The organism is Enterobacter cloacae complex sp. SYL001, assembly GCF_049237025.1.
Lineage (GTDB): Bacteria > Pseudomonadota > Gammaproteobacteria > Enterobacterales > Enterobacteriaceae > Enterobacter > Enterobacter intestinihominis.
In genome coordinates, this window is the sequence record NZ_JBMKJI010000004.1 from 72,760 (window position 1) to 94,937 (window position 22,178).

Genomic DNA, 22,178 nt, shown 5'->3' on the forward strand with positions numbered 1-22,178 from the left:
AATTGGTTATTTTTTGTGGCATCCCTTCGGGTCATCTCGGATAATGAAGCGATGACCCACAAGGAGGCTCACCGTGCAAGGCGTACCGGAACAGTTTACTGATGAGAGAGACAGCGCGCGCTTTCGCCATCTGGCGCAGTTGCCGGGTCTGGAGCTATATCACGCGCATATTGCTGACTACGCCTTTGAGCCTCACACGCATGAAGCCTTCGGTATCGGCACCATTGAAACCGGCGCCGAACGCTTCCGTTACCGCGGAACCCAACACTTAGCCGCTGAAAAATCGGTCGTGACCATGAACCCGGACGAGATCCACACGGGCGAATCCGCCACCGAAGGCGGCTGGCGCTACCGGATGGTCTATATCGAACCCGACCTGCTGGAAGAAGTCACCGGCCTTCGCCACTGGTGGTTTAGCGACGTGACCCGCCACGACCCGCTGCGCTCGCAGCAAATTGGCCAGCTGATTTACGGCCTTTGGCATACGAACGATGCGCTGGCACAAAAAGGGTTGCTGCTGGATCTGATTGAGACGTTCCAGCCGCTGGCCCGTCACGCGCCGGTAGCCCGGGAGGGCGCGCACCGCTTCGAGCGCGTTCGCGACTATCTGCACGACAACTATATGCGCGCGCTCACCCTGGACGAACTGGCGAGCGTCGTGTCGCTCAGCCCGTACCATTTCCAGCGCCAGTTTAAGGCCCATTTTCACGTCACCCCACACCAGATGCTGATGGCCATCCGGCTGTGGCGCGCCAAAGCATTCCTCACCCACGGCATGCCTGCCGCCGAGGTGGCCGCCGCAACGGGGCTGACCGATCAGTCTCACCTGACCCGCGCCTTTACCCGCCGCTACGGCATTACGCCCGTGCGCTACCAGAAGCAGGTTTCGCCGCGCTTAACGGCTCAGGGCTTTATTGCACGTTAAATACTGTGCTTAGATTATTTATCAGTTATTGCAGCGATACACTGTACCGCTTAGCGTGACGTTAGTTTGTTGGCTGGAACCTGAGCCGAAGTAGGCGCTCCCGGTCTGCCCTGCTCGCTGCGTAAGAATAACGACAACGTTACCCCCCATACTGTAAGCCTGGTTTTTTAAATCATTACGTGCGCCAGTCTCAAGATTAGAGTTTGACGTCCATCCACCCGTGAAGAAGTTTCCCTGGCTGCCCGTCACTTCCCCCAGGAATGTACAATTGCCGGTTGGTTCAGTATTAGTAATACGTACCCGTTCAGCGCCCTGGTTCAAGTTATTTGCTGAGCATGCGGTTAACGCCATACTGAATAATACTATCGCTCTTTTTTTCATGTCTTTATTTTATCCCTTTGAAATAAAATGAGTTATCAGGCATTTTTGTTATACACGCGCGATCACTCAAATAGCGTATCAATAAAAGAGTAATGTTACATTCAACTCAAGAATTATAATTCCTCATCTAAAGCCGGTCACAAATAAAACCGGTTTTTGCCGGGCTAAATCCTGAGCACGATAATGGTCTTCGCTTTCATTGATTTCTTCATTACTCCTGTTTCCAAAGATCGCGCTTGGGTTTACAACCATTAGTGCAAACACCGCCATTAAGCAGACTAAAAATAGTTTTATCACAATTATTACATTAACGTTCGATCGTAAGACAAACATAATCGCCAGCTCGCTGTGGCTATTAATATGGTGCAGATAAAAAATGAAAAACCATCAAAAACGCTTACCACGCCTGAAATAATCTAGTAGCCTGCTGCCTTATTGGCAGCCTTAATTCTTTTGGATCGCGAGTCTTTCTCATATTTATCTTTCTCCTCTAACACACTTCCAACCGCATCAATCCATGAATTAGCCGTACAGCCGGTAAAAAGCGTTATTGAAAGCAGCAGTAGCGCATTTTTTAAAAAATGTAATTTCATTTGTTTTCCTGTCAACATCGAACTGACTGTATTTTATTTTACCAGCCGAATGGATAACATCAGCGTTGGCGACAATGTACGTAGGAAAAGTCCCACAATCCTGCGTGGAGAGTTGCGTGTTACGGAAATCAGTCAGTGACGATAAAAAGAGGAAAAACCTTACACGTGAAAGCGAAAAGGGACACCTCGTTCTGTAGTAAAAATGGCTATACTGAGCGTTAAGTAGCAAGTAAACAGAACGATTTAACAACCTATTATTCAACACGTTATATACATTTTACGCATTCAGGTTGTTTTGGTGAAGCCTGATTTGAAATGAACTGACTGCACGGGTTCAACCTACAGCCAGTTTGTCGCCGCACCAGTGGAATGAACCAGGCTAATGCGTTAACATCAGAATAATGCATCGCTTGCCGATTATATTAAGGGTTAGTATGAAAACCGCACTTGTTGTAGACGATCATCCTTCAGTCCGCATGGCATTGAAAATGACATTAGAAAAGATAGGCTTCACTCATGTGGATGAATGTGATAACGGTGCGCAGGCTATAAACCAGATAAAAAAAGGGAAATACAATATCGTCATACTGGATATTGGTATTCCTAACATGGATGGGATGTCGGTTATCGCGGCGGTGCGAAAAGCAGAGATTAATACAAAAATCCTAGTGTTCACCTCACAGTCAGCGGAACTCTATGCCAGCAGATGCATGATGTCCGGCGTGTCTGGATTTTTGACAAAGAATGAGGGTATGGAAGATGTTTCAGCGGCGATCAAAGCCATCAATTCTGGTTTTACATTTTTTCCAAATATAAGCTATGCCAACAATTTTACATCAAGAAAATCATCCTCACTGACAAACCGCGAGCTAGAGGTACTGCGTAAAATCATTGCTGGAATGAAAAATATTGAAATAGCAGACAGCATGTGCCTGAGCAGCAAAACAATCAGTACCTATAAAACCCGGATAATGACAAAAATGGGCGTTACGACACTGGTTGATTTGATCGAGATTGCTAAAAGAGAAAAGATTGAATGAAGCGATGGGTTCACTTTAAGCTGCTGCTTATTTTATTGCCATTGTACGCCTGTGCGGAACCACTGAGCGACAAATCTCTGTCTCTGGAACTTTACCCCGATACAACCATCCAGCGTTTTTATAAGCAATCTCTGAAGGTGGGTGTTTACAGACCCGATTATCCGCCTTTCGATATCGTTATTAATGGCGAATACCTTGATGGGATCAATGCCGACATACTGCGTACAATCCGTAATAATTCGGATATCCATTTCTCTGTCACCCTTTTCGATAACGCTGTCGCTGCTTTTGACGCGCTGGCAGAAGGGTCTATTGATGCGATCACGACCACTGGTCCGGTAACTGAAACGAAAAAATCCAGGTATTCTTATCTCCCGGTTATTTCAACGAATAAAATAGTTGAAATCGCACCCGCGGAAAATAAACTCGATACAAAAGATTACGAGACGATTGCCATCGTTGATCGGTTTATTTCTGATGAGTTTATAAAAGAGCGCTATCCTGAAGCAAAAATAAACCGCTACGATTCCGTACTGAATGCGCTTGCCTCTGTCGCCCTCCATAAAAACGATATCTATGTGGGTGATGCAATAAGTGCTGGTTATTTTTATAACAATAGCGTTTTCAACACCCTTCACGTCAGTCGCCAGCTTAATACCATTGACCAGGCAGAAGGAAAAGTATACTTCGCAATACGTAACTCTGATATAAAAACCAGACAAATCATAGAATCCGGGCTACAAAAGATATCCCAGTCAGATCTGTCAGAATTCATAAGGGGCTGGGATAAATCCAGTGATTTTATCACGCCGGGTTCACCACAATATCTCACCGAAAAGGAAGCCCGGTGGTTACAAGGTAAAAAGCAGTTTTATGTTCAGCTGCCAACAACCGCGCAACCTTTTTCAGAGTATGCTAACGGTACGTTTACTGGCATCATCCCTGATGTATTTAGTCTCATTGGCAAAATGCTTAACGTCACGTTTGCATTTTTGCCAGAAAACCCGTCATCAAAGAACATTAACCCTGATGAGATCGTTGGCTTTGCCAGCTCCGTATACAACACCGATACGCGATATCGGTTTACCCGAAGCTTCATTCAGTTTCCTCTTGTTTTCGTTACTCGTCACGGTGAGAGCCTAAAAAAAGTGCCTACACGCGCTCGCCGGATCGCGACTTTTATGGATGTTAATCATCTCGAGGGTTATGATCTCACTTCGCATACCGTTGTGCCTGTATCTTCGACGGCAGCTGCCTATGATTTATTAGGCAGTAACAAAGTCGATGCCGTACTTGATAATTTTGTCTCCGCTAATTATTACACACACACGCATCAATATTCCCTGGCCATAGACGATATAGTTGATGGAAATTTTGCCAAACTTTCCTTGGGCATTTCCGCGCACAATGAAATTTTGTATGAAATAATCAATAAATCATTAAAGAACCTCGCCGGATCTGAACTCGACGATATCACCACGAAATGGACCGCCGCGCCCTCAAAAACAAGTTTCATCGAAGCAAACAAAACCGCCATTCTCTACACGGTAATAGTCCTTCTCCTGCTGGGCATGATTTCCACCGGCTGGGCGCTTGTCCTTCGAAAGCACGTTCGACATGCACAGCGGACCCAGAGAAAACTGGACGATCAGCTGGCTTTGACAAACGCGCTTATCAACGGCACGCCGAATCCCCTGTATGTTCGTAATAAAGATGCAGAGCTCATATCGTTTAATGAGGCCTATACGGAAGCTTTAAAAGATTTCCATATCGAACAGGAATACGCTTTTAGTCAGGCTGAGTATGAAAATACAACGGCCTCACATCTTTCGTCTCTTGAAACATACCGCCAGGATTTCTTCAGCGTGTTACGGGATAAGGTATCAATATCGAAAGACCGGGCAATTACATTCAGCGATGGGCGCCCTGATGCCGTGATATATCACTGGATGGTGCCATTCCTGGATGCCGAAGGCCGCGTAAATGGCGTTATTGGCGGCTGGATTGACATCACGTCGAGAATCGAAATGGAAGAGAGCCTAAGAGCAGCCAGGAAGGAATCTGAAAGGGCGAATGTAGCAAAATCCACTTTTCTTGCCACCATGAGCCATGAAATTAGAACGCCTCTGAATGCCATTATCGGTATGCTGGAGCTTGGAACAAAAAAACTCCACGATGGAATCATAGACAGTACCGCATTCGACGTCGCCTATTCTTCGTCAAACGTACTACAGGAACTTATTGGTAATATCCTTGATATTTCCATGATTGAATCTGAAAAACTGGTTATTCATTATACAGAAATGGAGCTCAGAAAAACCATTGAACAGATTATCTCCTTATTCAGGCCTGGCGCGTTCAACAACGGTATCGAGCTTGTACTCCTATATCCAGCAAAGCTCGACGACATCATTGTGACAACAGATGAGCTTCGGTTCAGACAGGTTGTCAGCAATATCATCAGTAATGCCATCAAATTCACGAATGAAGGCGAAGTGCGTGTCGCAGTAGAATGCGTTAATTCTCAAGTCACAGACGTCGCCCTGCTGCAAATTGCCATAACGGATACGGGCTGCGGTATATCGCCTGAAGGGCAACAGACATTATTCCGACCTTTTTCCCAGGCTGATATTAACGGCTATTCTCATCAGTCAGGCTCCGGGCTTGGACTCCTCATCTCTCGCCGGCTTTGTGAAGCTTTGGGTGGAGGCATACAACTTCATAGTCAACCGGGCGTGGGAACCAGAGTCGACATTACGTTAAAAGTGGGCGTAAGCCAACAGAAGAGCAAGCGTGCTGCGGCAGAGGTTATAGATATCCAGCGTCAAAACAGCTCAGCCACCGTTCTTGTCGTTGATGATTTTTACCCAAATCTCATGCTGTTAAATAAGCAGCTGTCATACCTTGGCTACGTCGTGATCGAATGTAGCGATCCGCGTGACGCATATGCTCAGTGGAGAAGCACCGGTGCCGAGATTATTATCACTGACTGTAATATGCCGTATATCTCAGGAATTGAGCTGACAAAATTAATCCGTAAGGAAAACAGCGATACTGTAATTATCGGCCTGACGGCTGATGCCCGCGATGAACAAAGAGGAGCCTGTCTTCAGGCCGGGATGACGGAATGCCTCTTTAAACCCGTTTCGCTCAAAACCCTATCCCTCGCATTAAGCAAATTTGCCAGCGCTATCCAGCCCGCCACAAACGCATGCGCAAAAGCGGAAGATCGGGTCGACCAGCATGTATTTAACTCCTGCTTAGCGCATCTCGACGTCACCATCAGCGATTTGCACGACGCTATCAGCGCGGAAGATTTCTTGCAGATCGCCGAACTTGCTCACCTGATGAAAGGCGGTTTTTATCTTCTGAAGAACGATTCGCTGGCTGACTTATGTACTGAACTGGAAGAAGCCGCAGACAGGAAAACCATCAGCCTCTGCCTTCAGCTTGCGCTACGTCTTGAAGATGCGGTAAGCGATCTCTCGTCATGAACCTTGAGCCTAACCAAGCGCTAATGTTTGGCTTTGACTGAGTATCAGACGCGCTTTTAGATATAATTCCTGACGGCTGTGCGTCCCGATCCGGTCCGACAGTAAAGCGCGCTGACAATAAAGCGTTTTTACCGAGCGAAAGAGCCGTCTGGCCTCAAGAGGAAGTGGGATATCTTTTTCCAGCATTTGCATGGTTCGGTTATCACATCGAGTGAGCAGAGGCAGAACGTTGTCCGAAGCGTGCGAGGCGTAACCGGCAATCCAGCGTCTGATTATTTCAGCCACCGCATAAATGCTGGTATCTGGAGTAATGAACAGTGTTCGTTCATATCCGCTGGTCCCTGACAGCATTTGGAAGCAAGAGTCAGTACAGAAAACAATACGAGGGATCTTCCCTTCCATTGCCGCATCCTCCTTCATCCGCCATACGAACACCTGTGGCAGCGTCATTCCGACAAAGACCTGCACCTGGATCTCTGGCATGGTAATAATGTCTGGCGAAATAATATTCCTGAAAAGCACCACCAGCGCGGAACAAAATACATTATTGGCTCCGCTGATAGAAATACGGGAACGCCCTGTCAGCATCACCTGTTCGGACCATATGACTTCCTGCATCTTCTTTCCTGTAAAATAGGCCGATCGTTCTCATCGTCCCACGTCGTTGATTGCAGGATATGAAAACCGACGTTATGCCGTGGTCGTAAAAATCCGTCGACTATAGTAATGACACCGTCCTTCGAAGCCTGTAGGTCTTATAGGTATGTCTTGTAGAGATTAAACTGAAACCACGGAAAAAGTATCCTGGCGGCTGACGCTTTGGCCCCATGTCTTTACGTTCCCTGAGCGCTAATGCGCAACCTCATACAATACGCGTGCATCTGTGCCTCCTACACTGGCTACAACATGTATTACTGTGGACGAAAAGATGATTAGCGGCGTGTTGTATGCCCTGCTTGCAGGGTTGATGTGGGGGCTGATTTTCGTCGGCCCGCTGATTGTGCCGGAGTACCCGGCAATATTGCAGTCGACCGGACGCTATCTGGCGCTGGGGCTTATTGCCGTGCCGCTGGCATGGCTGGGGCGTGCGCGTCTGCGCCAGCTGAGTTGCCAGGACTGGCTCACCGCGCTGTGGCTGACCATGATGGGTAATCTTATCTACTACGTCTGCCTGGCGAGCGCCATTCAGCGTACCGGTGCGCCGGTGTCGACCATGATTATCGGCACGCTGCCGGTGGTCATTCCGGTTTTCGCAAACCTGCTTTATAGCCAGCGAGACGGGAAACTGGCGTGGTCAAAGATGGTGCCTGCGCTGGTCTGCATCGCCGTGGGGCTGGTGTGCGTGAATATTGCCGAGCTACGCCACGGCCTCGAAAACTTCAGCTTGTGGCGTTACGGTTCTGGGATCTTTCTGGCGGTTATTTCGGTTGTCTGCTGGGCTTGGTATGCCCTGCGCAACGCACGCTGGCTGCGGGAAAACCCGGATAAGCATCCGATGATGTGGGCGACGGCGCAGGCTCTGGTCACGCTTCCTGTCTCGTTGCTGGGCTATGTGGGTGCATGTATCTGGCTGGGTAGCCAGCATCCGGATTTCGCCCTGCCCTTCGGACCGCGCCCGTGGGTATTCGTCGGGTTAATGGTCGCCATTGCCGTGCTCTGTTCGTGGGTTGGCGCGCTGTGCTGGAACATTGCCAGCCAGAAGCTGCCGACGGTGATACTGGGGCCGCTGATTGTCTTTGAAACGCTGGCCGGGCTGCTCTATACCTTCCTGATGCGCCAGAGCGTGCCGCCGCTGCTAACGGCCTGCGGGATCGCGCTGCTGGTCGTTGGGGTGGTGATTGCGGTGAGAGCGAAGCCGGAAAAACCGATGGTCGTTCCGGCGTCGGAGGGGTGAGCTTTTCGACCAGCGGCGCTTAGCTTGCAGGGCCTACAAAACCGTAGGCCGGGTAAGCGTCAGCGCCACCCGGCACAGTATCAGAACGTTTCCCAGTTCGCTTCAGACGCCGCTACGGGCTGCGCTTTAGGTGCATAGGTCTTTACCGGCGCGGCTTTCACCGCCTGGTTACGGGTGATCTTAAACACCGCCACCGCGTCGTTCAGGCGCGCGGCCTGATCTTCCAGCGCCGCCGCCGCCGCAGACTCCTCCACCAGCGAGGCGTTCTGCTTGGTAACGCGATCCATCTCCGCCACCGCCTGGCCCACCTGGTCGATACCGCGGCTCTGTTCGTCGGAGGCCGACGCAATCTCACCCATGATGTCCGTCACGCGCGTAACTGCATTGACGATCTCTGCCATCGTCGCGCCCGCTTCATTTACCAGCTGAGAGCCCGCGTTAACGCGCTCGCCGGAATCATCGATCAGGGCTTTGATCTCTTTCGCCGCCTGAGCGCTGCGCTGGGCAAGGGTACGCACCTCACCCGCGACAACCGCGAAGCCACGCCCCTGCTCGCCCGCACGCGCCGCTTCTACCGCCGCGTTCAGCGCCAGAATATTGGTCTGGAAGGCAATGCCATCGATTACGTTGGTAATTTGCGCAATTTTGCTGGAACTGGTGGCGATTTCGTCCATGGTGCGCACCACGCCTTCTACCACATTTCCGCCCTTCTTCGCGGTGGAGGAGGCGTCCAGCGCCAGACGCGACGCCTGACGCGCGTTATCGGCGTTTTGCTTCACGGTGGCGGTTAACTGTTCCATGCTGGCTGCCGTCTCTTCCAGAGAAGCGGCCTGCTGCTCGGTGCGAGACGAGAGATCGTTGCTGCCCGCCGAGATTTCACCCGCGCCGGTGTAGATGGTATCTGCGCCTTCACGCACCACGCCCACCGTGTTGGCCAGCGCAGTCTGCATCTCCTGAACGTTGCGCGCCAGGATCGCCATTTCATTTTTACCCTCAGCCTGAATCGGCTGGGTTAAATCCCCTGCCGCAATGGCGCGGATATGGCTGATCACCTCTTCCAGCGGCAGCAGCAGCACGCGGCGCATCGCAATCCAGCTGGAAATAATCACCGCGATCACCAGCAGCATCACCGCAGAGAGGATCCACAGAATGCGTTTGTAGTCGCTTTCATTGTCTTTGATGCCTTTGTCGGTGAGCGCGGCCTGCGCCTCGCGCCATTCGCGATAGACCTTTTGCATCGCGGTCTGCTTCTGTTCGGCATTTTGTTTGAACATATCTTCCAGATTGCCCTGCCCCAGCAGAATGTTCATTTGCGTCAGCGTGGCGGAGTAGATGCGGTAGTGCTCTTCCAGCCTGTCGGCCAGGTGCTCGTCCATACCCGGCGTTTCCGGCAGCGCGTAATATTTATCGTAATGTGTCTGGGCATCAGCCAGCAGGTTTTTCGCGGTATTGACCAGCTCGTTCAGCTGCCCGCCGTTAATCTGCGACGCCATGCTGCTTTGCAGACGCAGCATGCCGCGGTTAAGGGTAACACGCGCCTGATTCAGGCTGATCCAGGCGTCGGTAAACTCCGCGACGTTCTGGCTGGAAAGCTGAGAAACGGTGAAGTTCTCTTTGTCGTTATTGAGCGCATTAATGAAAATGCCAGCGGAGATCAGTTGCATGATGCCGAGCACAAGCAGCACCGAAATCAAAAGAGTAATGACTTTTATACGTTTAAACATGCGTTGCCTTTTTTATATACAGGTATTGTCTGACCTGTATCTATCGGCACGCGCGGCAGGTTGTTTACTGTTTCTCCACCTTTAAAAACTTTCGAAAGCCCTTTTCTGCATTCAATCAGCAAGTTAAAAGCACGATTTTTTTGTGATCCCCTTCTCATTTTTACCCTTGCCTCTAAAGGGTTATAGTATCCACATAAAGATGCATTTAAAATGCATCTTATATTCCTGATGATGAGGTAACTGCTATGGCCTTCCGCGACCAACCCTTAGGCGAGCTGGCGCTCTCCATCCCTCGCGCTTCAGCGCTGTTCCGTAAATACGATATGGATTACTGCTGCGGCGGTAAGCAAACGCTGGCGCGCGCAGCGTCGCGTAAAGAGCTGGATGTAGAAGCTATCGAAGCGGAGCTGGCTAAGCTGGCAGAACAGCCTGTCGACAAAGACTGGCGCACCGCGCCGCTGGCTGAAATCATCGACCATATCATTGTGCGTTACCACGACCGTCACCGCGAACAGCTGCCGGAGCTGATTTTACAGGCCACCAAAGTTGAGCGCGTTCACGCCGATAAACCTTCCGTACCGCGCGGCCTGGCGAAATACCTGACCATGCTGCACGAAGAACTATCCAGCCACATGATGAAAGAGGAGCAGATCCTCTTCCCGATGATCAAACAGGGCATGGGCAGCCAGGCAATGGGGCCAATCAGCGTGATGGAAAGCGAACATGATGACGCCGGCGAACTGCTGGAAGTGATCAAACACACCACCCACAATGTCACACCGCCGCCAGAGGCGTGCACCACCTGGAAAGCGATGTACAACGGCATCAACGAGATGATCGACGATCTGATGGAACACATCAGTCTTGAGAATAACGTTCTGTTCCCGCGTGCATTATCGGGTAAATAAAAAAGCCCGGTGGCGCTAGCGCTTACCGGGCCTACAACGTCCTCGAACGTAGGCCGGGTAAGCGTCAGCGCCACCCGGCAACATGCTTAACGCATGCCTGCCATCCGTTTCTTACCGATAAACAGCCAGCCCAGCCCCAGCGCGATAAACCACAGCGGCGTGACGATGAGCGCCTGACGGGTATCTTCTTCCAGCGTCAGTAGCACCAGCACGAAGACGAAGAACGCCATGCACACCCAGCACATCAGCTTGCCCAGTGGCATCTTGTAGATCGACTTCTCATGCAGATGTGGACGCTGTTTGCGGTACACCAGGTATGAGCAGAGGATGATGGTCCAGACGAACATAAACAGGATCGCCGACACCGTGGTGATCATGGTGAACGCGCCGATTACGCTCGGGTTAACGTAGAGCATCACCACACCGCCCAGCAGACAGATGCAGGAGAAGGTCAGCCCTTTCGCCGGTACCGCACGTTTAGACAGTTTGGCGAACGCGCTCGGGGCAACGCCCTCCTGCGCCAGACCAAACAGCATACGGCTGGTGGAGAAGACGCCGCTGTTCGCGGAAGAGGCCGCAGAGGTCAGCACCACGAAGTTAATCAGGCTCGCGGCAGCAGGCAGCCCCACCAGAACGAACAGCTCGACGAACGGGCTCTTGGTTGGCACTACTGAGCTCCATGGCGTCACGGACATAATGATGATCAGCGCGAACACGTAGAACATGATGATACGCAGCGGAATGGAGTTGATCGCGCGCGGCAGGGATTTCTCCGGATCTTTAGTTTCCGCCGCCGTGGTTCCCACCAGCTCAATCCCGACAAACGCGAACACCGCAATCTGGAAACCGGCGAAGAAGCCGCTGATGCCTTTCGGGAACCAGCCGCCATCATTCCACAGATGGGCAAACGAGGCCTGAACGCCAGTTGGCGACTGGAAGTGCGTCAGCACCATTACCAGCCCGACGACAATCAGCGCGATGATGGCGACGATTTTGATCATCGCGAACCAGAACTCCATCTCACCGAACATTTTAACGGTCGCGAGGTTGAGGCTCAGCAGCAGGACAATCACCGCCAGCGAGGCCACCCAGTCCGACAGGCCGGGGAACCAGAATTGGGCGTAGGCCGTAATAGCGACAACATCCGCCATGCCGGTAACCACCCAGCAGAACCAGTAGGTCCAGCCGGTAAAATAGCCCGCCCACGGGCCGAGCAGGTCTGACGCGAAGTCGCTGAAGGATTTGTATTCGAGGTTCGAGAGCAGCAATTCACCCATTGCACGCATCACGAAAAAGAGCATAAAACCGATGATCATATAAACGAAGATGATCGACGGGCCTGCAAGACTGATGGTTTTGCCCGAGCCCATAAACAGCCCTGTGCCGATGGCGCCGCCAATGGCAATGAGCTGAATGTGACGGTTCGTGAGATTTCGCCGTAGCGACTGTTCAGACGTCGCCTCTTCTGCGGCGGCGACTTTGACCTGATCTACCATGTGATATTTTCCTGTTTATGCCTGTCTGTGTTGTTAAGGCTCTTCTGGCCTTTAAATACGCCAAAAAAATGACGCTCCCTTTGTAAGGGCTTATCGATAGTAAGTAAGAATCGGCGGGATGAATACTATGATTTGAATATTATGTTAATAATATGTTGAAAGTGAGTGTCATATCACTCATACAGCGCGAAACAGCTCACAAAAATACACGTAACAGTTTCGTTTGCAATACAAAATGTTGATTCCGTCGTAACTCCAGGTTTTATCGCTATTTTCCTCTCCCCGATCGGAGAGAGGAAAATAAGAAAAACCGATTACAGGATTTCCAGCAGCTCGACTTCAAACACCAGGGTGCTGAATGGCGGAATGGACGCGCCAGCGCCACGCTCGCCGTATGCCAGGTTGTGCGGGATAGTCAGTTCCCATTTTGAACCTACTGGCATCAGGGTCAGGGCTTCGATCCAGCCTGCAATCACGCCGTTGACCGGGAATTCAGCCGGTTCGCCACGCGCGACGGAGCTGTCGAACACGGTGCCGTCGATCAGCTTACCGGTGTAGTGTACGCGAACGTGGTCGGTACGCGCCGGGATTGCGCCATCACCCTGATTGATTACGCGGAACTGCAAGCCGGATTCGGTGCTGTTCACGCCTTCACGCTCACGGTTCTCTTCCAGATATTTCACGCCTTCTGCCGCCATCTCTTCGAAACGCGCGCGACGTACAGTGTCAGCACGTTCGTGGATTTCACGCAGCGCACGGTGCACAACGTCAACCGGCACAGCGGGCTGCTTGCCTTCCAGCGCGTCAGCGATACCCGCCACCAGCGCTTCCGGTAACAGACCTTCCAGGCCGGATTCGCTCAGCTGCTGTCCTACCTGCAAGCCGATGCCGTAGCTTGCCTGCGCTTCGATAGTGTCAAAAGTCGGGGTGGTCATGGGTTTTCCTTCCATCACATTTAAAGTAGCGGGCAGCATATCAGCCATGCCCTTATGGGTAAAACTTTGTCTTAAGTAAAGGTGACAAACTGCGACGAAACGGAAACAATAGTAGCCGTCAGGATTTTCCCTAATATATGTCACGAAAGCTGGCTTTGTTACGCCCATCAGGCAGTTAGCAAACTACACTTCTCAGGACAGGATAAAAAGACGCGGAGCAGGAGGAGAGCCATGCCCGGGCGATTTGAACTGAAACCTACCCTGGCGAAAATCTGGCATGCGCCGGATAACTTTCGCATCATGGACCCGCTGCCGCCTTTGCACCGCAGAGGCATTATCATCGGCGCGTTGCTGATGGTCATCGGTTTCCTGCTTCCTTCCGGCAGTGACAACGTTGATACCGGGCCGGTAAGCCGCAATGCTGAGCTGGATATCCAGTCGCAAAGCCAGCCGCAGCCTGATTCACAGCCGATGCAGACGCAACTGGTCACACCGTCTAACGATCCGGGCCAGGTTGCGCCGGTTGAACCTGAACCTGTTCAGGAAGATCAGGAGCAGGCCGCCGCCCCTTCAGAGCCACAGGCGCAACAGCCCACCGGCATTGAGCAGCAGTGGCGTTCGTATCGCGTAGAGCCAGGTAAAACCCTTGCTCAGCTGTTCCGCGACCACAATCTGCCGGCAACGGATGTGTATGCCATGGCGCAAGTCGAGGGGGCTGGCAAGCCGCTCAGCAACTTGCAAAATGGTCAGATGGTGCAGATCCGCCAGAATGCCAGTGGGGTGGTGACCGGGTTAACGATCGATACCGGAAACGGGCAGCAGGTACTGTTTACCCGCCAGCCGGACGGCAGTTTTATCAGAGCACGTTAATAGCCCAGGCCGGGTAAGGCGAAGCCGCCCCCCGGCACTTTTGTTCTCAGGCACGACGTTTATTCACCCACCAGATCCCCGAGCAGACCAGCACCAGCGCAATCGCGTATTTGATGTCCAGAATGTCTTCGCCGAGGAATATGGCGGAGAGCACTGTTCCTGCTACAGGTATGACAAAGTTGAACGGGGCAATCATACTCACGCGGTTCACTTTCAGCAGCGCGCTCCACAGGGCGAACGCCACGGATGAGAGCAGCGTCAGATACCCCAGCACGGCGACGGCCTTCATGCTGTGCACCTCCAGCGCCCCGCCCGTGGCATAGCCTCCCGCAACCAGTGCCGCCCCGCCTATCGCCAGCTGCCATCCCGTCATCACCGTCGGGTCAACGGTCTGGGAAATGCGTTTCCCGTAAAGCGTGGCCGCAGAGAGAATAAAGGCCGCCAGCACCACAAATCCGTCACCTTGCCAGACAAACTGGAAATCACTTAACCCGCCGTGGAAGTTCACCAGCATCACGCCGGTAAAGCCCAGAACACAGCCCAGCGTTTTGTTATAGCTGAGTTTGTCGTTGTGGTAGATAAAGTGCGCCGGCAGCACGCTGAAGAAGGTCCCGGTGGCATTCATGATCGAACCGTTCACCCCGGTGGTGTAAGCAAGGCCGATATAAAAGAAGGTGTACTGGATGGTGGTCTGGGTCAGCCCGAGGATCGTGAGCTGACCAAACTGCGTGGGTGTGAGCCTGGCAATCGGTTTACGTTGGGCCAGGGCAAAGAGCAGCAGCAACGCACCGGCAAACAGAAAACGGTATCCAGCAAAGACGACTTTGGACGGAATATCATCGGTCGCGATCTGGAAGAGTTCGTAGCCGCTTTTAATGGCCGGGTATGAGCTTCCCCAAAGCAGACAGCAGAGCGTGGCGCAGGCATAGGCCACATTTCGACGGGCAAAGACGGGCGTGGGCAGAGCGGTATCCATGACAAATCTCATAAATAAAATTGCGTTTCAATTTATTATCAGAGAATGCATCAGGAATAGCGACCTTACAATCGCAAAACATGACGTAGGGTCACGCTAAAAAGCAAAACGCCGGCACAAGGCCGGCGCTTCGACGTGAGCAGAGTAAAAAATTACTCAGCTACTACGTTAACAACCAGTTTAGCGAACACTTCGCTGTGAACCTGGAAGTCAACTTCGTGCTCACCAGTGGTACGCAGAACGCCGTTCGGCATACGAACTTCGCTCTTAGCCACTTTAACGCCTGCCGCAGTAACTGCATCAGCGATATCGCGGGTACCGATGGAACCGAACAGTTTACCTTCGTCGCCAGCTTTAGACGCGATGGTAACGGTGCCCAGTGCGTTGATTGCTTCAGCGCGAGCGTTAGCAGCCGCCAGAACGTCAGCCAGTTTGGCTTCCAGTTCAGCACGACGTGCTTCGAAAAACTCTACGTTTTTCTTAGTAGCTGGAACAGCTTTACCCTGTGGTACCAGGAAGTTACGAGCGTAACCCGCTTTAACGTTTACCTGATCACCCAGGCTGCCCAGGTTTGCTACTTTATCAAGCAGAATAACTTGCATTACCTTATCCTCTTAAAGTCGTATTAATGGACCGTGCCCGATTACTGATGACGATCAGTGTACGGCAGCAGAGACAGGTAGCGAGCGCGTTTGATAGCGCGAGCCAGCTGACGCTGATATTTTGCACGAGTACCGGTGATACGGCTTGGGACAATCTTACCGCTTTCGGTGATGTAGTTTTTCAGCGTTGCGATATCTTTATAGTCGATCTCTTGAACGCCTTCCGCGGTGAAACGGCAGAACTTGCGACGACGGAAATAACGTGCCATTTGGCTAGTCTCCAGTATCTATCAAATCAATCTGCTCGGCATGCAGAACCATTTTGCTCAGGCCGTTCTTTGCCTTGTGGCAAGAGATGAACCCCTGAACGATTACTGCACTACCGACCGTTAAACTGTGAGTAATGGCCTGGTTTTCGTGTCCGCTAATGATAACGGGCATTTGGCACCACGCCTGCCGGTGAAACCCGGCTTCCTCTTGCACAGAACGATGCTCAAGCACGAACTGGCAATGCGGAATTCCTGATGGGCTGACCTTTCGAAGGGGGGTCCTGCACACGGTGCCGGACAACACCAGACGGTTGGTCATCAGAAATTACTCTTCAGAATCCCCAGCATCAGAATCATCTGCGGTTTCGTTTGCGAAATCATCGCGACGCTCACGGCGCTCGTCTTTCGCTTTAACCATCGGAGATGCTTCGGTCACTGCGTGTTTGGTACGCATAACCATGCTGCGGATAACGGCATCGTTGAAGCGGAAGGTAGTTTCCAGCTCATCAATCACTTCCTGCGGCGCTTCAACGTTCATCAGAACGTAGTGAGCTTTGTGCAGTTTGTTGATTGGGTAAGCCAGCTGACGGCGGCCCCAGTCTTCCAGACGGTGGATCGTGCCTTCTGCACCAGTGATGGCAGCAGAGTAACGCTCGATCATACCCGGAACCTGTTCGCTCTGGTCAGGATGGACCATAAAAACGATTTCGTAATGACGCATCGAATTGCTCCTTACGGATTATTCAGCCTCCTGTCTGGGTCAGCCGAGGCCCGGGGAGGCAAGGAACGTGTTAAAGGTCGGCTGAAAAATTGACGCGTCATAATACTTGCGCGCCCCGCTAAACACAAGGTGATTGCACAAATAATTCGCACAAAGGGTAAAGCTGTTCTAAGTGGGTGATTTAAAATCTCACTTATCAGAAACGCTGTTTTTTTGAACAACATCATCAGAAATGGTCACCCATCGCAACCCGAGTAGCGATTACACTTTAATCAGAAGCCTTAAGCAGAGAAGGAGAGCATTACCCCATATCACAGCACGCAGTCGTGGAGCGCATATCATGAAAAGAATCGCATTCGCCATTTTGGCTGCGCTTTTGCTCAGTGCAAACGCGATGGCAGCCATCAAGATAGACAGCCGACAGGCCAGAAACATGGATGATGTGCAGAGCTTAGGCGTTATTTACATCAATCATAACTTCGCCACTGAAAGTGAAGCAGATCAGGCGCTTAATGAAGAAACCGATGCGCAGGGCGCAAAATACTATCACGTCATACTGACACGTGAGCCCGGCAGCAACGGCAATATGCGCGCCAGTGCAGATATTTACCAGTAACGCTTTATCGCCAGCACCAGGAAAGCCAACGAAAATCATAGCTATATATGATTGCCCCCTGCCGGGGGCTTTTTTTATGAATGGCTCCGGAATACCACCGGTTACAACTGTTTCGGTATTCCAGAGCACTTATTCACTTCTGCCCGTAATAAGCATTCGGGCCGTGCTTACGCATGAAATGCTTGTTCATCAGATAATCATCAATGCCCTGAAGCTGTGGGTTAATGCCGCGCGCAATCCACGCCATTCGAGCCACCTCTTCCATCACCACCGCGTTATGCACGGCGTCATGCGCATCTTTACCCCAGGAGAATGGACCATGCTGGTACACCACAATACCCGGCGTATGCAGTGGTTCCGTCTCACCCAGCGTTTCGATAATGACCCTGCCGGTGTTAAGTTCGTACTCGCCTTCGACCTCAGCCTGCGTTAACGCCCGCGTGCAGGGAATATCGCCGAAGAAGTAGTCCGCGTGCGTCGTACCCAAAGCAGGGATCGCCAGCCCGGCCTGTGCCCAGGCGGTGGCGTGCGTGGAATGGGTATGCACAACACCACCCAGGGACGGGTAACGCTGGTACAGCGCCAGATGGGTTGCCGTATCTGAAGAAGGACGCCATTTGCCTTCAACAACGTGTCCTTCCAGGTCAACCACCACCATATCGTCCACTTTCATGGCGTCATAGGCCACGCCGCTCGGCTTAATCACCACCAGCCCCCGATCGCGATCGATGGCGCTTACGTTGCCCCAGGTAAACGTCACCAGTCCATAGCGCGGGAGATCCATATTGGCCTCAAAGACCTGCTGTTTCAGCTTAAGCATGTTCCGCCTCCAGTAAGCCTGCCCGCGCCATGCGCTCGCGCACCCAGTCCCGGGCTTTCGCCACTTCTGCCGCCGGGTCGTCCGCGGTTTCGCTCCACATCTCAATCAGGTAAGGTCCGCAATAACCTGTCTGTTTGAGCGTCTGGAAGCACCGTTCGAAATCCACCACCCCGGTGCCGAACGGTACGTTTTTAAACACGCCGGGACGGGTATCTTTTACGTGCACCGCCACGATATGCCCGATGCCCGCCTGAAGCTCCATCTGTACGTCGTTATCCCATGCCGACAGGTTGCCGATATCCGGATAAAGCTGGAACCACGGATTGTTCAGATAGTGCGCGTAGCCCAGCGCCTTGCTGATGGAGTTCATCAATGGATAATCCATGATCTCCATCGCCAGCGTCACCTGCGCACGGCTTGCCATCTCAACGCTCTCTTTCAGGCCGTCACGGAAACGACGGCGCGTCTCATCGTTGGCTTCCTGATAGTAAACATCGTAACCCGCCAGTTGGATCACGCGGATGCCAACATCCTGTGCAAAGCGAATGGCTTTACGCATGATCTCCAGCCCTTCGGCGCGTACGGCATCATCTTCGCTGCCAAGCGGAAAACGACGGTGAGCGCTCAGGCATATGGACGGCACGCGCACGCCGGTTTCGGCAATGGCGCTCACCAGCGCCAGACGCTGGTCGCGGCGCCAGTCCAGGCGAGAAAGACGCTCGTCCGTCTCATCCACCGACATTTCGACAAAATCGAAACCCAGCTGCTTCGCCAGCTGTAACCGCTCCAGCCAGCACTCCCCCGCAGGGAGTGCCTTTTCATAGATGCCAAGCGGGACCTGTTTTGACAACATACCCGCTCCTTAACCCCAAAGCTGAGCGATTGAGCGTTTAAACTGACGCGCAGCTTCCACCGGAGATTCCGCATCGCGAATGCTACGACCGGCAATAAAGACGTGGATTGGAATACCCTTGAACAGCGGCAGATCTTCCAGCGCCAGACCACCGGTCACGGTCACTTTGAAGCCCATATCGGCCAGGCGTTTGATCGCGTTGATATCAGCTTCGCCCCACGCCACACCTGCGGCCTGCGCATCACGGCTGCGGTGATAAACCACCTGCTGGATACCCGCTTCGCGCCACTCCTGTGCCTGCTCCCAGGTCCAGAAGCCGGTCAGTTCAATCTGCACGTCGCCGTTGAACTCTTTCGCCACGTCCAGCGCGCCTTTCGCAGTGTTGATATCTGCACAGCAGATCACGGTGACCCAGTCGGCGTTGGCTTCAAAGCACATGCGAGAGAGAATTTTGCCCGCATCGGCAATTTTGGCATCCGCCAGCACGATTTTATGCGGATAGAGCGCCTTCAGGTCACGAACCGCACGAACGCCTTCGCCCACGCACAGAATGGTGCCGACTTCGATGATGTCCACCTCTTCCGCAATCAGACGGGTGGTTTCGTAAGCGTGAGACAGCGTCTGGTTATCCAGCGCGACCTGCAACATTGGTAATGACATTTTCAATTCCTCTTAAACGGCCGCCGCAGTGGCGTTATCAATTAAATCCAGCACGTCCTGCGCGGTACGGCAGGCACGTAAACGGTCAAAATTAGCTTCGTCATCAAACAGGTTAACGATCTGCATGATGCCCACCTCCTGGTGGGTGTTGGCATCGACAGCTGCCATGGTGATCAGAATGTCGACCGGGTCGTTATCTTCGTGGTTGAACACCAACGGGGTTTTCAGCGTCACCAGCGCAAAACCGGTTTTCTTGACACCCTCTTCCGGGCGGCCATGCGGCATTGCCAGCCCCGGGGCAATCACAAAATAGGGGCCGTGCTGCGCCACGCCATCCAGGATGGCCTGGTAATAACGCGGCTCGACAACGTCCGCCTTAACCAGCAGGTCCACGCTCAGCTTCACCGCTTCCTGCCAGGTACTGGCTTCGGCCTGTAAAAGGATGGAGTTATTCTCAGCCAGCGAATCACGTAGTTTCATGTGGCATCCTTACTTCACGTCTTGTGGGAAGTGCTCTTTGATCACTTCCAGCAGTTTTGGCCCAAAATCCGCAGGCGACAGCATGTTGCGCACGCCTACCACGTATTTGTTGCCCGACACGCTAATCTCGCCGGCAATGTGCGTTGAAGCGATGATGATGTCCGCGCCGTTCAGTTCACTTTTGTATTCACCCACTGCGCAGCTGTTCACCGTGTGGTCAATGTTTGACTGGGTTAAAAACTGGTCCACTTTCATTTTCATGATCATGGAGCTTCCTTGCCCATTGCCACACACAGCCAGGATACGTACGGTCATAATCGAAACTCCTTAGTGAGCAGAAACTTCTGCTGTTTGTTTTTCCGCATCTTCTTCAGCTCGCAGCGAACGGCCAGCGAAGAACATATAAATCAGTGCAATCAGGATGATGACGGCCATAAAGACTAGCCCGACGGACGCAAAGCCCTGCATCATCGGCGGCGCCAGAATTGACCAGTCCGCCATGCCCATCCAGGCGCTCATGCCGGTGAGCTTGACCGCCCACACGCACCCGAAGATTTCAACCATGCCCATCACCAGGCAGATCTTGAGCGCGGCGCGCCATCCGCCGAAGTGGTTAGCAAACACGCCGATAGTGGCGTTGGAGAAGAACATCGGGATAAAGCCAGGAATAATCAGGATTGAGGAGCCACAGCCCACCAGGATGCCGACCGCAATCAGCTGGCCGATGGTGCCCCACATAAAGCCCCAGACGACGGCGTTTGGCGCAAAGCTATAGATAGCCGCACAGTCAATCGCCAGCACCGCGCCAGGGATCAGGCGCTGAGAGATACCGTTGAACGCTTCCGACAGCTCGGCGACGAACATACGCACGCCCTGAGTGATGATGAAAATGGCCACGGCAAAGGAGAAACCGGTTTGCAGGATATAGACCGTCCAGTGGGTTTTACCCGCCATCGCCTGCACCACGTCAATGCCAAAGGAAAGCAGGATGGCACCGAAGAAAAGGGTCATCACAATCGCCGTGGAGACGATGTTGTCGTGGAAGATATTCAACCAGCCAGGCAATTTGAGGTCTTCAACACTCTCCTCTTTTTTACCCAGGTACGGTGCAACTTTGTACGCAATCCAGGAGGCGAACTGCTGTTGGTGACCGATGGAGAAGCCGCAGCCGTCAGTAACGTCCTGCGTTGGCTTATACATCATGTTGGAGGTGATGCCCCAGTAAAGCGAGACCAGCACTGCCGTGCAGATGACCGTGGTCCACATTGGGTAGCCGAAGATATAGAGAGAAACGGCAATCAGCCCCGCCTGCTGGAACATGATGTGCCCGGTGAGCATGATGGTGCGAATACCGGTGATGCGGCGCAGGAGCACGTAAATGATGTTCAGCGCCAGCGCGAGCAGTACCGCATACCCAACCCAGCTGTACGCATCCCCCATGCGATCGATGGTGGCCATCATGGACGCGTAAGTGTCAGAGATGGCGCCGTTAATGCCATATACCTCAGACATTTTGGCAACGACCGGCTTAAACGTGCTGGTCAGAATGCCAGACCCCGCCTGCAACAGCATAAAACCAATGATGGTTTTGATGGTGCCTTTGATAATCACGCTGACGCTTTTGCGCAGCAGGATGTACCCCAGGCACGTCACGATACCCAGCAACAGCGGGGCGTTGGTCATTACCTGATTAAAGAAAACGGTAAAGACGTTGTAGAGGATCTCCATAACTCTCTCCAGAAAATGAGAACACGAGGGGCAATCCCTGTGTGGTTGGTGTCATCACTCTATTAATCACAAATAATCACCACAAGATTGCATTTGATTATTTGTGACGGATCACGCAATTTATTTCCATGGAGTTAGTAATGATTTTCACTACCGATCCAGAAAGATAAATAAATTCTTAATTTTCAATATA

The 22,178-nt window shown here is 52.3% G+C and carries 24 protein-coding genes; 7 read left to right on the forward strand and 17 right to left on the reverse strand.

Annotation, left to right across the window (positions count from 1 at the left end):
• Nucleotides 1-73 precede the first annotated feature (73 nt).
• Nucleotides 74-925, forward strand: coding sequence for an AraC family transcriptional regulator (locus tag ACOTZP_RS06475; protein WP_023305311.1), 852 nt, complete (start codon nucleotides 74-76; stop codon nucleotides 923-925).
• Nucleotides 926-946: 21 nt separating this feature from the next.
• On the opposite strand, the gene ACOTZP_RS06480 is transcribed toward ACOTZP_RS06475, so the two are convergent.
• Together ACOTZP_RS06480 and ACOTZP_RS06485 are read right to left on the reverse strand one after the other, a co-directional pair.
• Nucleotides 947-1,306, reverse strand: a complete 360-nt coding sequence (locus tag ACOTZP_RS06480) for a DUF4156 domain-containing protein (protein WP_023305310.1) — start codon at nucleotides 1,304-1,306, stop codon at nucleotides 947-949.
• A 416-nt stretch (nucleotides 1,307-1,722) separates the two neighbouring features.
• The gene (locus ACOTZP_RS06485) at nucleotides 1,723-1,899 is read right to left on the reverse strand and encodes a hypothetical protein (RefSeq protein ID WP_023305308.1); all 177 of its coding nucleotides are present in this window, start codon (nucleotides 1,897-1,899) and stop codon (nucleotides 1,723-1,725) included.
• A 434-nt stretch (nucleotides 1,900-2,333) separates the two neighbouring features.
• Here ACOTZP_RS06485 and ACOTZP_RS06490 point away from each other — a divergent pair, with 434 nt between their 5' ends.
• Complete coding sequence (locus ACOTZP_RS06490) at nucleotides 2,334-2,939, forward strand: response regulator transcription factor (RefSeq protein ID WP_023305307.1); 606 nt, start codon at nucleotides 2,334-2,336, stop codon at nucleotides 2,937-2,939.
• Nucleotides 2,936-6,433, forward strand: coding sequence for an ATP-binding protein (locus ACOTZP_RS06495; protein WP_063841709.1), 3,498 nt, complete (start codon nucleotides 2,936-2,938; stop codon nucleotides 6,431-6,433). The genes ACOTZP_RS06490 and ACOTZP_RS06495 overlap by 4 nt, the downstream gene beginning before the upstream one ends.
• Before the next feature lie 9 nt (nucleotides 6,434-6,442).
• On the opposite strand, the gene ACOTZP_RS06500 is transcribed toward ACOTZP_RS06495, so the two are convergent.
• Nucleotides 6,443-7,051 carry a hypothetical protein gene (locus ACOTZP_RS06500; protein WP_271075062.1) on the reverse strand — a complete coding sequence of 203 codons (609 nt, stop codon included), beginning with the start codon at nucleotides 7,049-7,051 and terminating at the stop codon, nucleotides 6,443-6,445.
• Between the two features lie 310 nt (nucleotides 7,052-7,361).
• Here ACOTZP_RS06500 and ACOTZP_RS06505 point away from each other — a divergent pair, with 310 nt between their 5' ends.
• Entirely contained in the window at nucleotides 7,362-8,327 is a 966-nt protein-coding gene (locus tag ACOTZP_RS06505) for a DMT family transporter (RefSeq protein ID WP_032625208.1), read from the forward strand.
• 80 nt (nucleotides 8,328-8,407) lie between these two features.
• Here ACOTZP_RS06505 and ACOTZP_RS06510 read toward each other — a convergent pair whose 3' ends face one another.
• Nucleotides 8,408-10,051, reverse strand: a complete 1,644-nt coding sequence (locus ACOTZP_RS06510) for a methyl-accepting chemotaxis protein (RefSeq protein WP_421633679.1) — start codon at nucleotides 10,049-10,051, stop codon at nucleotides 8,408-8,410.
• Nucleotides 10,052-10,296: 245 nt separating this feature from the next.
• On the opposite strand from ACOTZP_RS06510, the gene ytfE reads away from it, so the two are divergent.
• Nucleotides 10,297-10,959, forward strand: coding sequence for an iron-sulfur cluster repair protein YtfE (gene ytfE / locus ACOTZP_RS06515; protein ID WP_023299148.1), 663 nt, complete (start codon nucleotides 10,297-10,299; stop codon nucleotides 10,957-10,959).
• A gap of 86 nt (nucleotides 10,960-11,045) precedes the next feature.
• On the opposite strand, the gene cycA is transcribed toward ytfE, so the two are convergent.
• On the reverse strand, nucleotides 11,046-12,455 hold the full coding sequence (gene cycA / locus ACOTZP_RS06520) for a D-serine/D-alanine/glycine transporter (protein WP_022646840.1): 1,410 nt from the start codon (nucleotides 12,453-12,455) through the stop codon (nucleotides 11,046-11,048).
• A 314-nt stretch (nucleotides 12,456-12,769) separates the two neighbouring features.
• Nucleotides 12,770-13,390, reverse strand: coding sequence for an FKBP-type peptidyl-prolyl cis-trans isomerase (fklB, locus tag ACOTZP_RS06525; protein ID WP_022646839.1), 621 nt, complete (start codon nucleotides 13,388-13,390; stop codon nucleotides 12,770-12,772).
• 231 nt (nucleotides 13,391-13,621) lie between these two features.
• Here fklB and ACOTZP_RS06530 point away from each other — a divergent pair, with 231 nt between their 5' ends.
• Nucleotides 13,622-14,260 (forward strand): OapA family protein, encoded by a 639-nt coding sequence (locus ACOTZP_RS06530; RefSeq protein ID WP_032625204.1) that lies wholly within the window; start codon nucleotides 13,622-13,624, stop codon nucleotides 14,258-14,260.
• Between the two features lie 46 nt (nucleotides 14,261-14,306).
• Here ACOTZP_RS06530 and ACOTZP_RS06535 read toward each other — a convergent pair whose 3' ends face one another.
• From ACOTZP_RS06535 to rpsF, 5 genes are all read right to left on the reverse strand, one after another.
• Nucleotides 14,307-15,236, reverse strand: a complete 930-nt coding sequence (locus ACOTZP_RS06535; protein WP_271075063.1) for a DMT family transporter — start codon at nucleotides 15,234-15,236, stop codon at nucleotides 14,307-14,309.
• A 152-nt stretch (nucleotides 15,237-15,388) separates the two neighbouring features.
• Nucleotides 15,389-15,838 carry a 50S ribosomal protein L9 gene (rplI, locus tag ACOTZP_RS06540; protein ID WP_006810372.1) on the reverse strand — a complete coding sequence of 150 codons (450 nt, stop codon included), beginning with the start codon at nucleotides 15,836-15,838 and terminating at the stop codon, nucleotides 15,389-15,391.
• 41 nt (nucleotides 15,839-15,879) lie between these two features.
• Nucleotides 15,880-16,107 (reverse strand): 30S ribosomal protein S18, encoded by a 228-nt coding sequence (gene rpsR, locus ACOTZP_RS06545; RefSeq protein WP_000135199.1) that lies wholly within the window; start codon nucleotides 16,105-16,107, stop codon nucleotides 15,880-15,882.
• 4 nt (nucleotides 16,108-16,111) lie between these two features.
• On the reverse strand, nucleotides 16,112-16,426 hold the full coding sequence (gene priB, locus ACOTZP_RS06550) for a primosomal replication protein N (RefSeq protein ID WP_022646836.1): 315 nt from the start codon (nucleotides 16,424-16,426) through the stop codon (nucleotides 16,112-16,114).
• 6 nt (nucleotides 16,427-16,432) lie between these two features.
• On the reverse strand, nucleotides 16,433-16,828 hold the full coding sequence (rpsF, locus tag ACOTZP_RS06555) for a 30S ribosomal protein S6 (RefSeq protein ID WP_003856034.1): 396 nt from the start codon (nucleotides 16,826-16,828) through the stop codon (nucleotides 16,433-16,435).
• A 340-nt stretch (nucleotides 16,829-17,168) separates the two neighbouring features.
• Between rpsF and yjfY the strand changes: the two genes are divergently transcribed.
• Nucleotides 17,169-17,444, forward strand: a complete 276-nt coding sequence (gene yjfY / locus ACOTZP_RS06560) for a DUF1471 family protein YjfY (RefSeq protein WP_023299144.1) — start codon at nucleotides 17,169-17,171, stop codon at nucleotides 17,442-17,444.
• A gap of 133 nt (nucleotides 17,445-17,577) precedes the next feature.
• Here yjfY and ACOTZP_RS06565 read toward each other — a convergent pair whose 3' ends face one another.
• The 6 genes from ACOTZP_RS06565 to ulaA are packed head-to-tail and all read right to left on the reverse strand — an operon-like array spanning nucleotide 17,578 to nucleotide 21,985.
• Complete coding sequence (locus ACOTZP_RS06565; RefSeq protein WP_022646834.1) at nucleotides 17,578-18,264, reverse strand: L-ribulose-5-phosphate 4-epimerase; 687 nt, start codon at nucleotides 18,262-18,264, stop codon at nucleotides 17,578-17,580.
• Nucleotides 18,257-19,117: an L-ribulose-5-phosphate 3-epimerase gene (locus tag ACOTZP_RS06570; protein WP_032625199.1), complete on the reverse strand. Its 861-nt coding sequence runs from the start codon at nucleotides 19,115-19,117 to the stop codon at nucleotides 18,257-18,259. Before ACOTZP_RS06570 ends, ACOTZP_RS06565 begins: the two co-directional genes overlap by 8 nt.
• A 9-nt stretch (nucleotides 19,118-19,126) precedes the next feature.
• Nucleotides 19,127-19,777: a 3-keto-L-gulonate-6-phosphate decarboxylase UlaD gene (gene ulaD, locus ACOTZP_RS06575; RefSeq protein WP_022646832.1), complete on the reverse strand. Its 651-nt coding sequence runs from the start codon at nucleotides 19,775-19,777 to the stop codon at nucleotides 19,127-19,129.
• Between the two features lie 12 nt (nucleotides 19,778-19,789).
• Nucleotides 19,790-20,257 (reverse strand): PTS ascorbate transporter subunit IIA, encoded by a 468-nt coding sequence (ulaC, locus tag ACOTZP_RS06580; protein ID WP_003856024.1) that lies wholly within the window; start codon nucleotides 20,255-20,257, stop codon nucleotides 19,790-19,792.
• Between the two features lie 9 nt (nucleotides 20,258-20,266).
• Entirely contained in the window at nucleotides 20,267-20,572 is a 306-nt protein-coding gene (gene ulaB, locus ACOTZP_RS06585) for a PTS ascorbate transporter subunit IIB (protein ID WP_003856022.1), read from the reverse strand.
• 12 nt (nucleotides 20,573-20,584) lie between these two features.
• Nucleotides 20,585-21,985, reverse strand: coding sequence for a PTS ascorbate transporter subunit IIC (ulaA, locus tag ACOTZP_RS06590; RefSeq protein ID WP_063148808.1), 1,401 nt, complete (start codon nucleotides 21,983-21,985; stop codon nucleotides 20,585-20,587).
• Nucleotides 21,986-22,178 lie beyond the last annotated feature (193 nt).

Bases quoted from the DNA above. Each gene is read 5' to 3' on its own strand.
- rplI (WP_006810372.1), bottom strand. From the start codon at position 15,838: ATGCAAGTTATTCTGCTTGATAAAGTAGCAAACCTGGGCAGCCTGGGT.
- rpsF (WP_003856034.1), bottom strand. From the start codon at position 16,828: ATGCGTCATTACGAAATCGTTTTTATGGTCCATCCTGACCAGAGCGAA.
- ACOTZP_RS06535 (WP_271075063.1), bottom strand. From the start codon at position 15,236: ATGGATACCGCTCTGCCCACGCCCGTCTTTGCCCGTCGAAATGTGGCC.
- ACOTZP_RS06480 (WP_023305310.1), bottom strand. From the start codon at position 1,306: ATGAAAAAAAGAGCGATAGTATTATTCAGTATGGCGTTAACCGCATGC.
- ytfE (WP_023299148.1), top strand. From the start codon at position 10,297: ATGGCCTTCCGCGACCAACCCTTAGGCGAGCTGGCGCTCTCCATCCCT.
- ulaA (WP_063148808.1), bottom strand. From the start codon at position 21,985: ATGGAGATCCTCTACAACGTCTTTACCGTTTTCTTTAATCAGGTAATG.
- rpsR (WP_000135199.1), bottom strand. From the start codon at position 16,107: ATGGCACGTTATTTCCGTCGTCGCAAGTTCTGCCGTTTCACCGCGGAA.
- cycA (WP_022646840.1), bottom strand. From the start codon at position 12,455: ATGGTAGATCAGGTCAAAGTCGCCGCCGCAGAAGAGGCGACGTCTGAA.
- priB (WP_022646836.1), bottom strand. From the start codon at position 16,426: ATGACCAACCGTCTGGTGTTGTCCGGCACCGTGTGCAGGACCCCCCTT.
- ulaB (WP_003856022.1), bottom strand. From the start codon at position 20,572: ATGACCGTACGTATCCTGGCTGTGTGTGGCAATGGGCAAGGAAGCTCC.
- yjfY (WP_023299144.1), top strand. From the start codon at position 17,169: ATGAAAAGAATCGCATTCGCCATTTTGGCTGCGCTTTTGCTCAGTGCA.
- ACOTZP_RS06500 (WP_271075062.1), bottom strand. From the start codon at position 7,051: ATGCAGGAAGTCATATGGTCCGAACAGGTGATGCTGACAGGGCGTTCC.
- ulaD (WP_022646832.1), bottom strand. From the start codon at position 19,777: ATGTCATTACCAATGTTGCAGGTCGCGCTGGATAACCAGACGCTGTCT.
- ACOTZP_RS06565 (WP_022646834.1), bottom strand. From the start codon at position 18,264: ATGCTTAAGCTGAAACAGCAGGTCTTTGAGGCCAATATGGATCTCCCG.
- fklB (WP_022646839.1), bottom strand. From the start codon at position 13,390: ATGACCACCCCGACTTTTGACACTATCGAAGCGCAGGCAAGCTACGGC.
- ACOTZP_RS06490 (WP_023305307.1), top strand. From the start codon at position 2,334: ATGAAAACCGCACTTGTTGTAGACGATCATCCTTCAGTCCGCATGGCA.
- ACOTZP_RS06485 (WP_023305308.1), bottom strand. From the start codon at position 1,899: ATGAAATTACATTTTTTAAAAAATGCGCTACTGCTGCTTTCAATAACG.
- ACOTZP_RS06495 (WP_063841709.1), top strand. From the start codon at position 2,936: ATGAAGCGATGGGTTCACTTTAAGCTGCTGCTTATTTTATTGCCATTG.
- ACOTZP_RS06505 (WP_032625208.1), top strand. From the start codon at position 7,362: ATGATTAGCGGCGTGTTGTATGCCCTGCTTGCAGGGTTGATGTGGGGG.
- ACOTZP_RS06510 (WP_421633679.1), bottom strand. From the start codon at position 10,051: ATGTTTAAACGTATAAAAGTCATTACTCTTTTGATTTCGGTGCTGCTT.
- ACOTZP_RS06530 (WP_032625204.1), top strand. From the start codon at position 13,622: ATGCCCGGGCGATTTGAACTGAAACCTACCCTGGCGAAAATCTGGCAT.
- ACOTZP_RS06570 (WP_032625199.1), bottom strand. From the start codon at position 19,117: ATGTTGTCAAAACAGGTCCCGCTTGGCATCTATGAAAAGGCACTCCCT.
- ulaC (WP_003856024.1), bottom strand. From the start codon at position 20,257: ATGAAACTACGTGATTCGCTGGCTGAGAATAACTCCATCCTTTTACAG.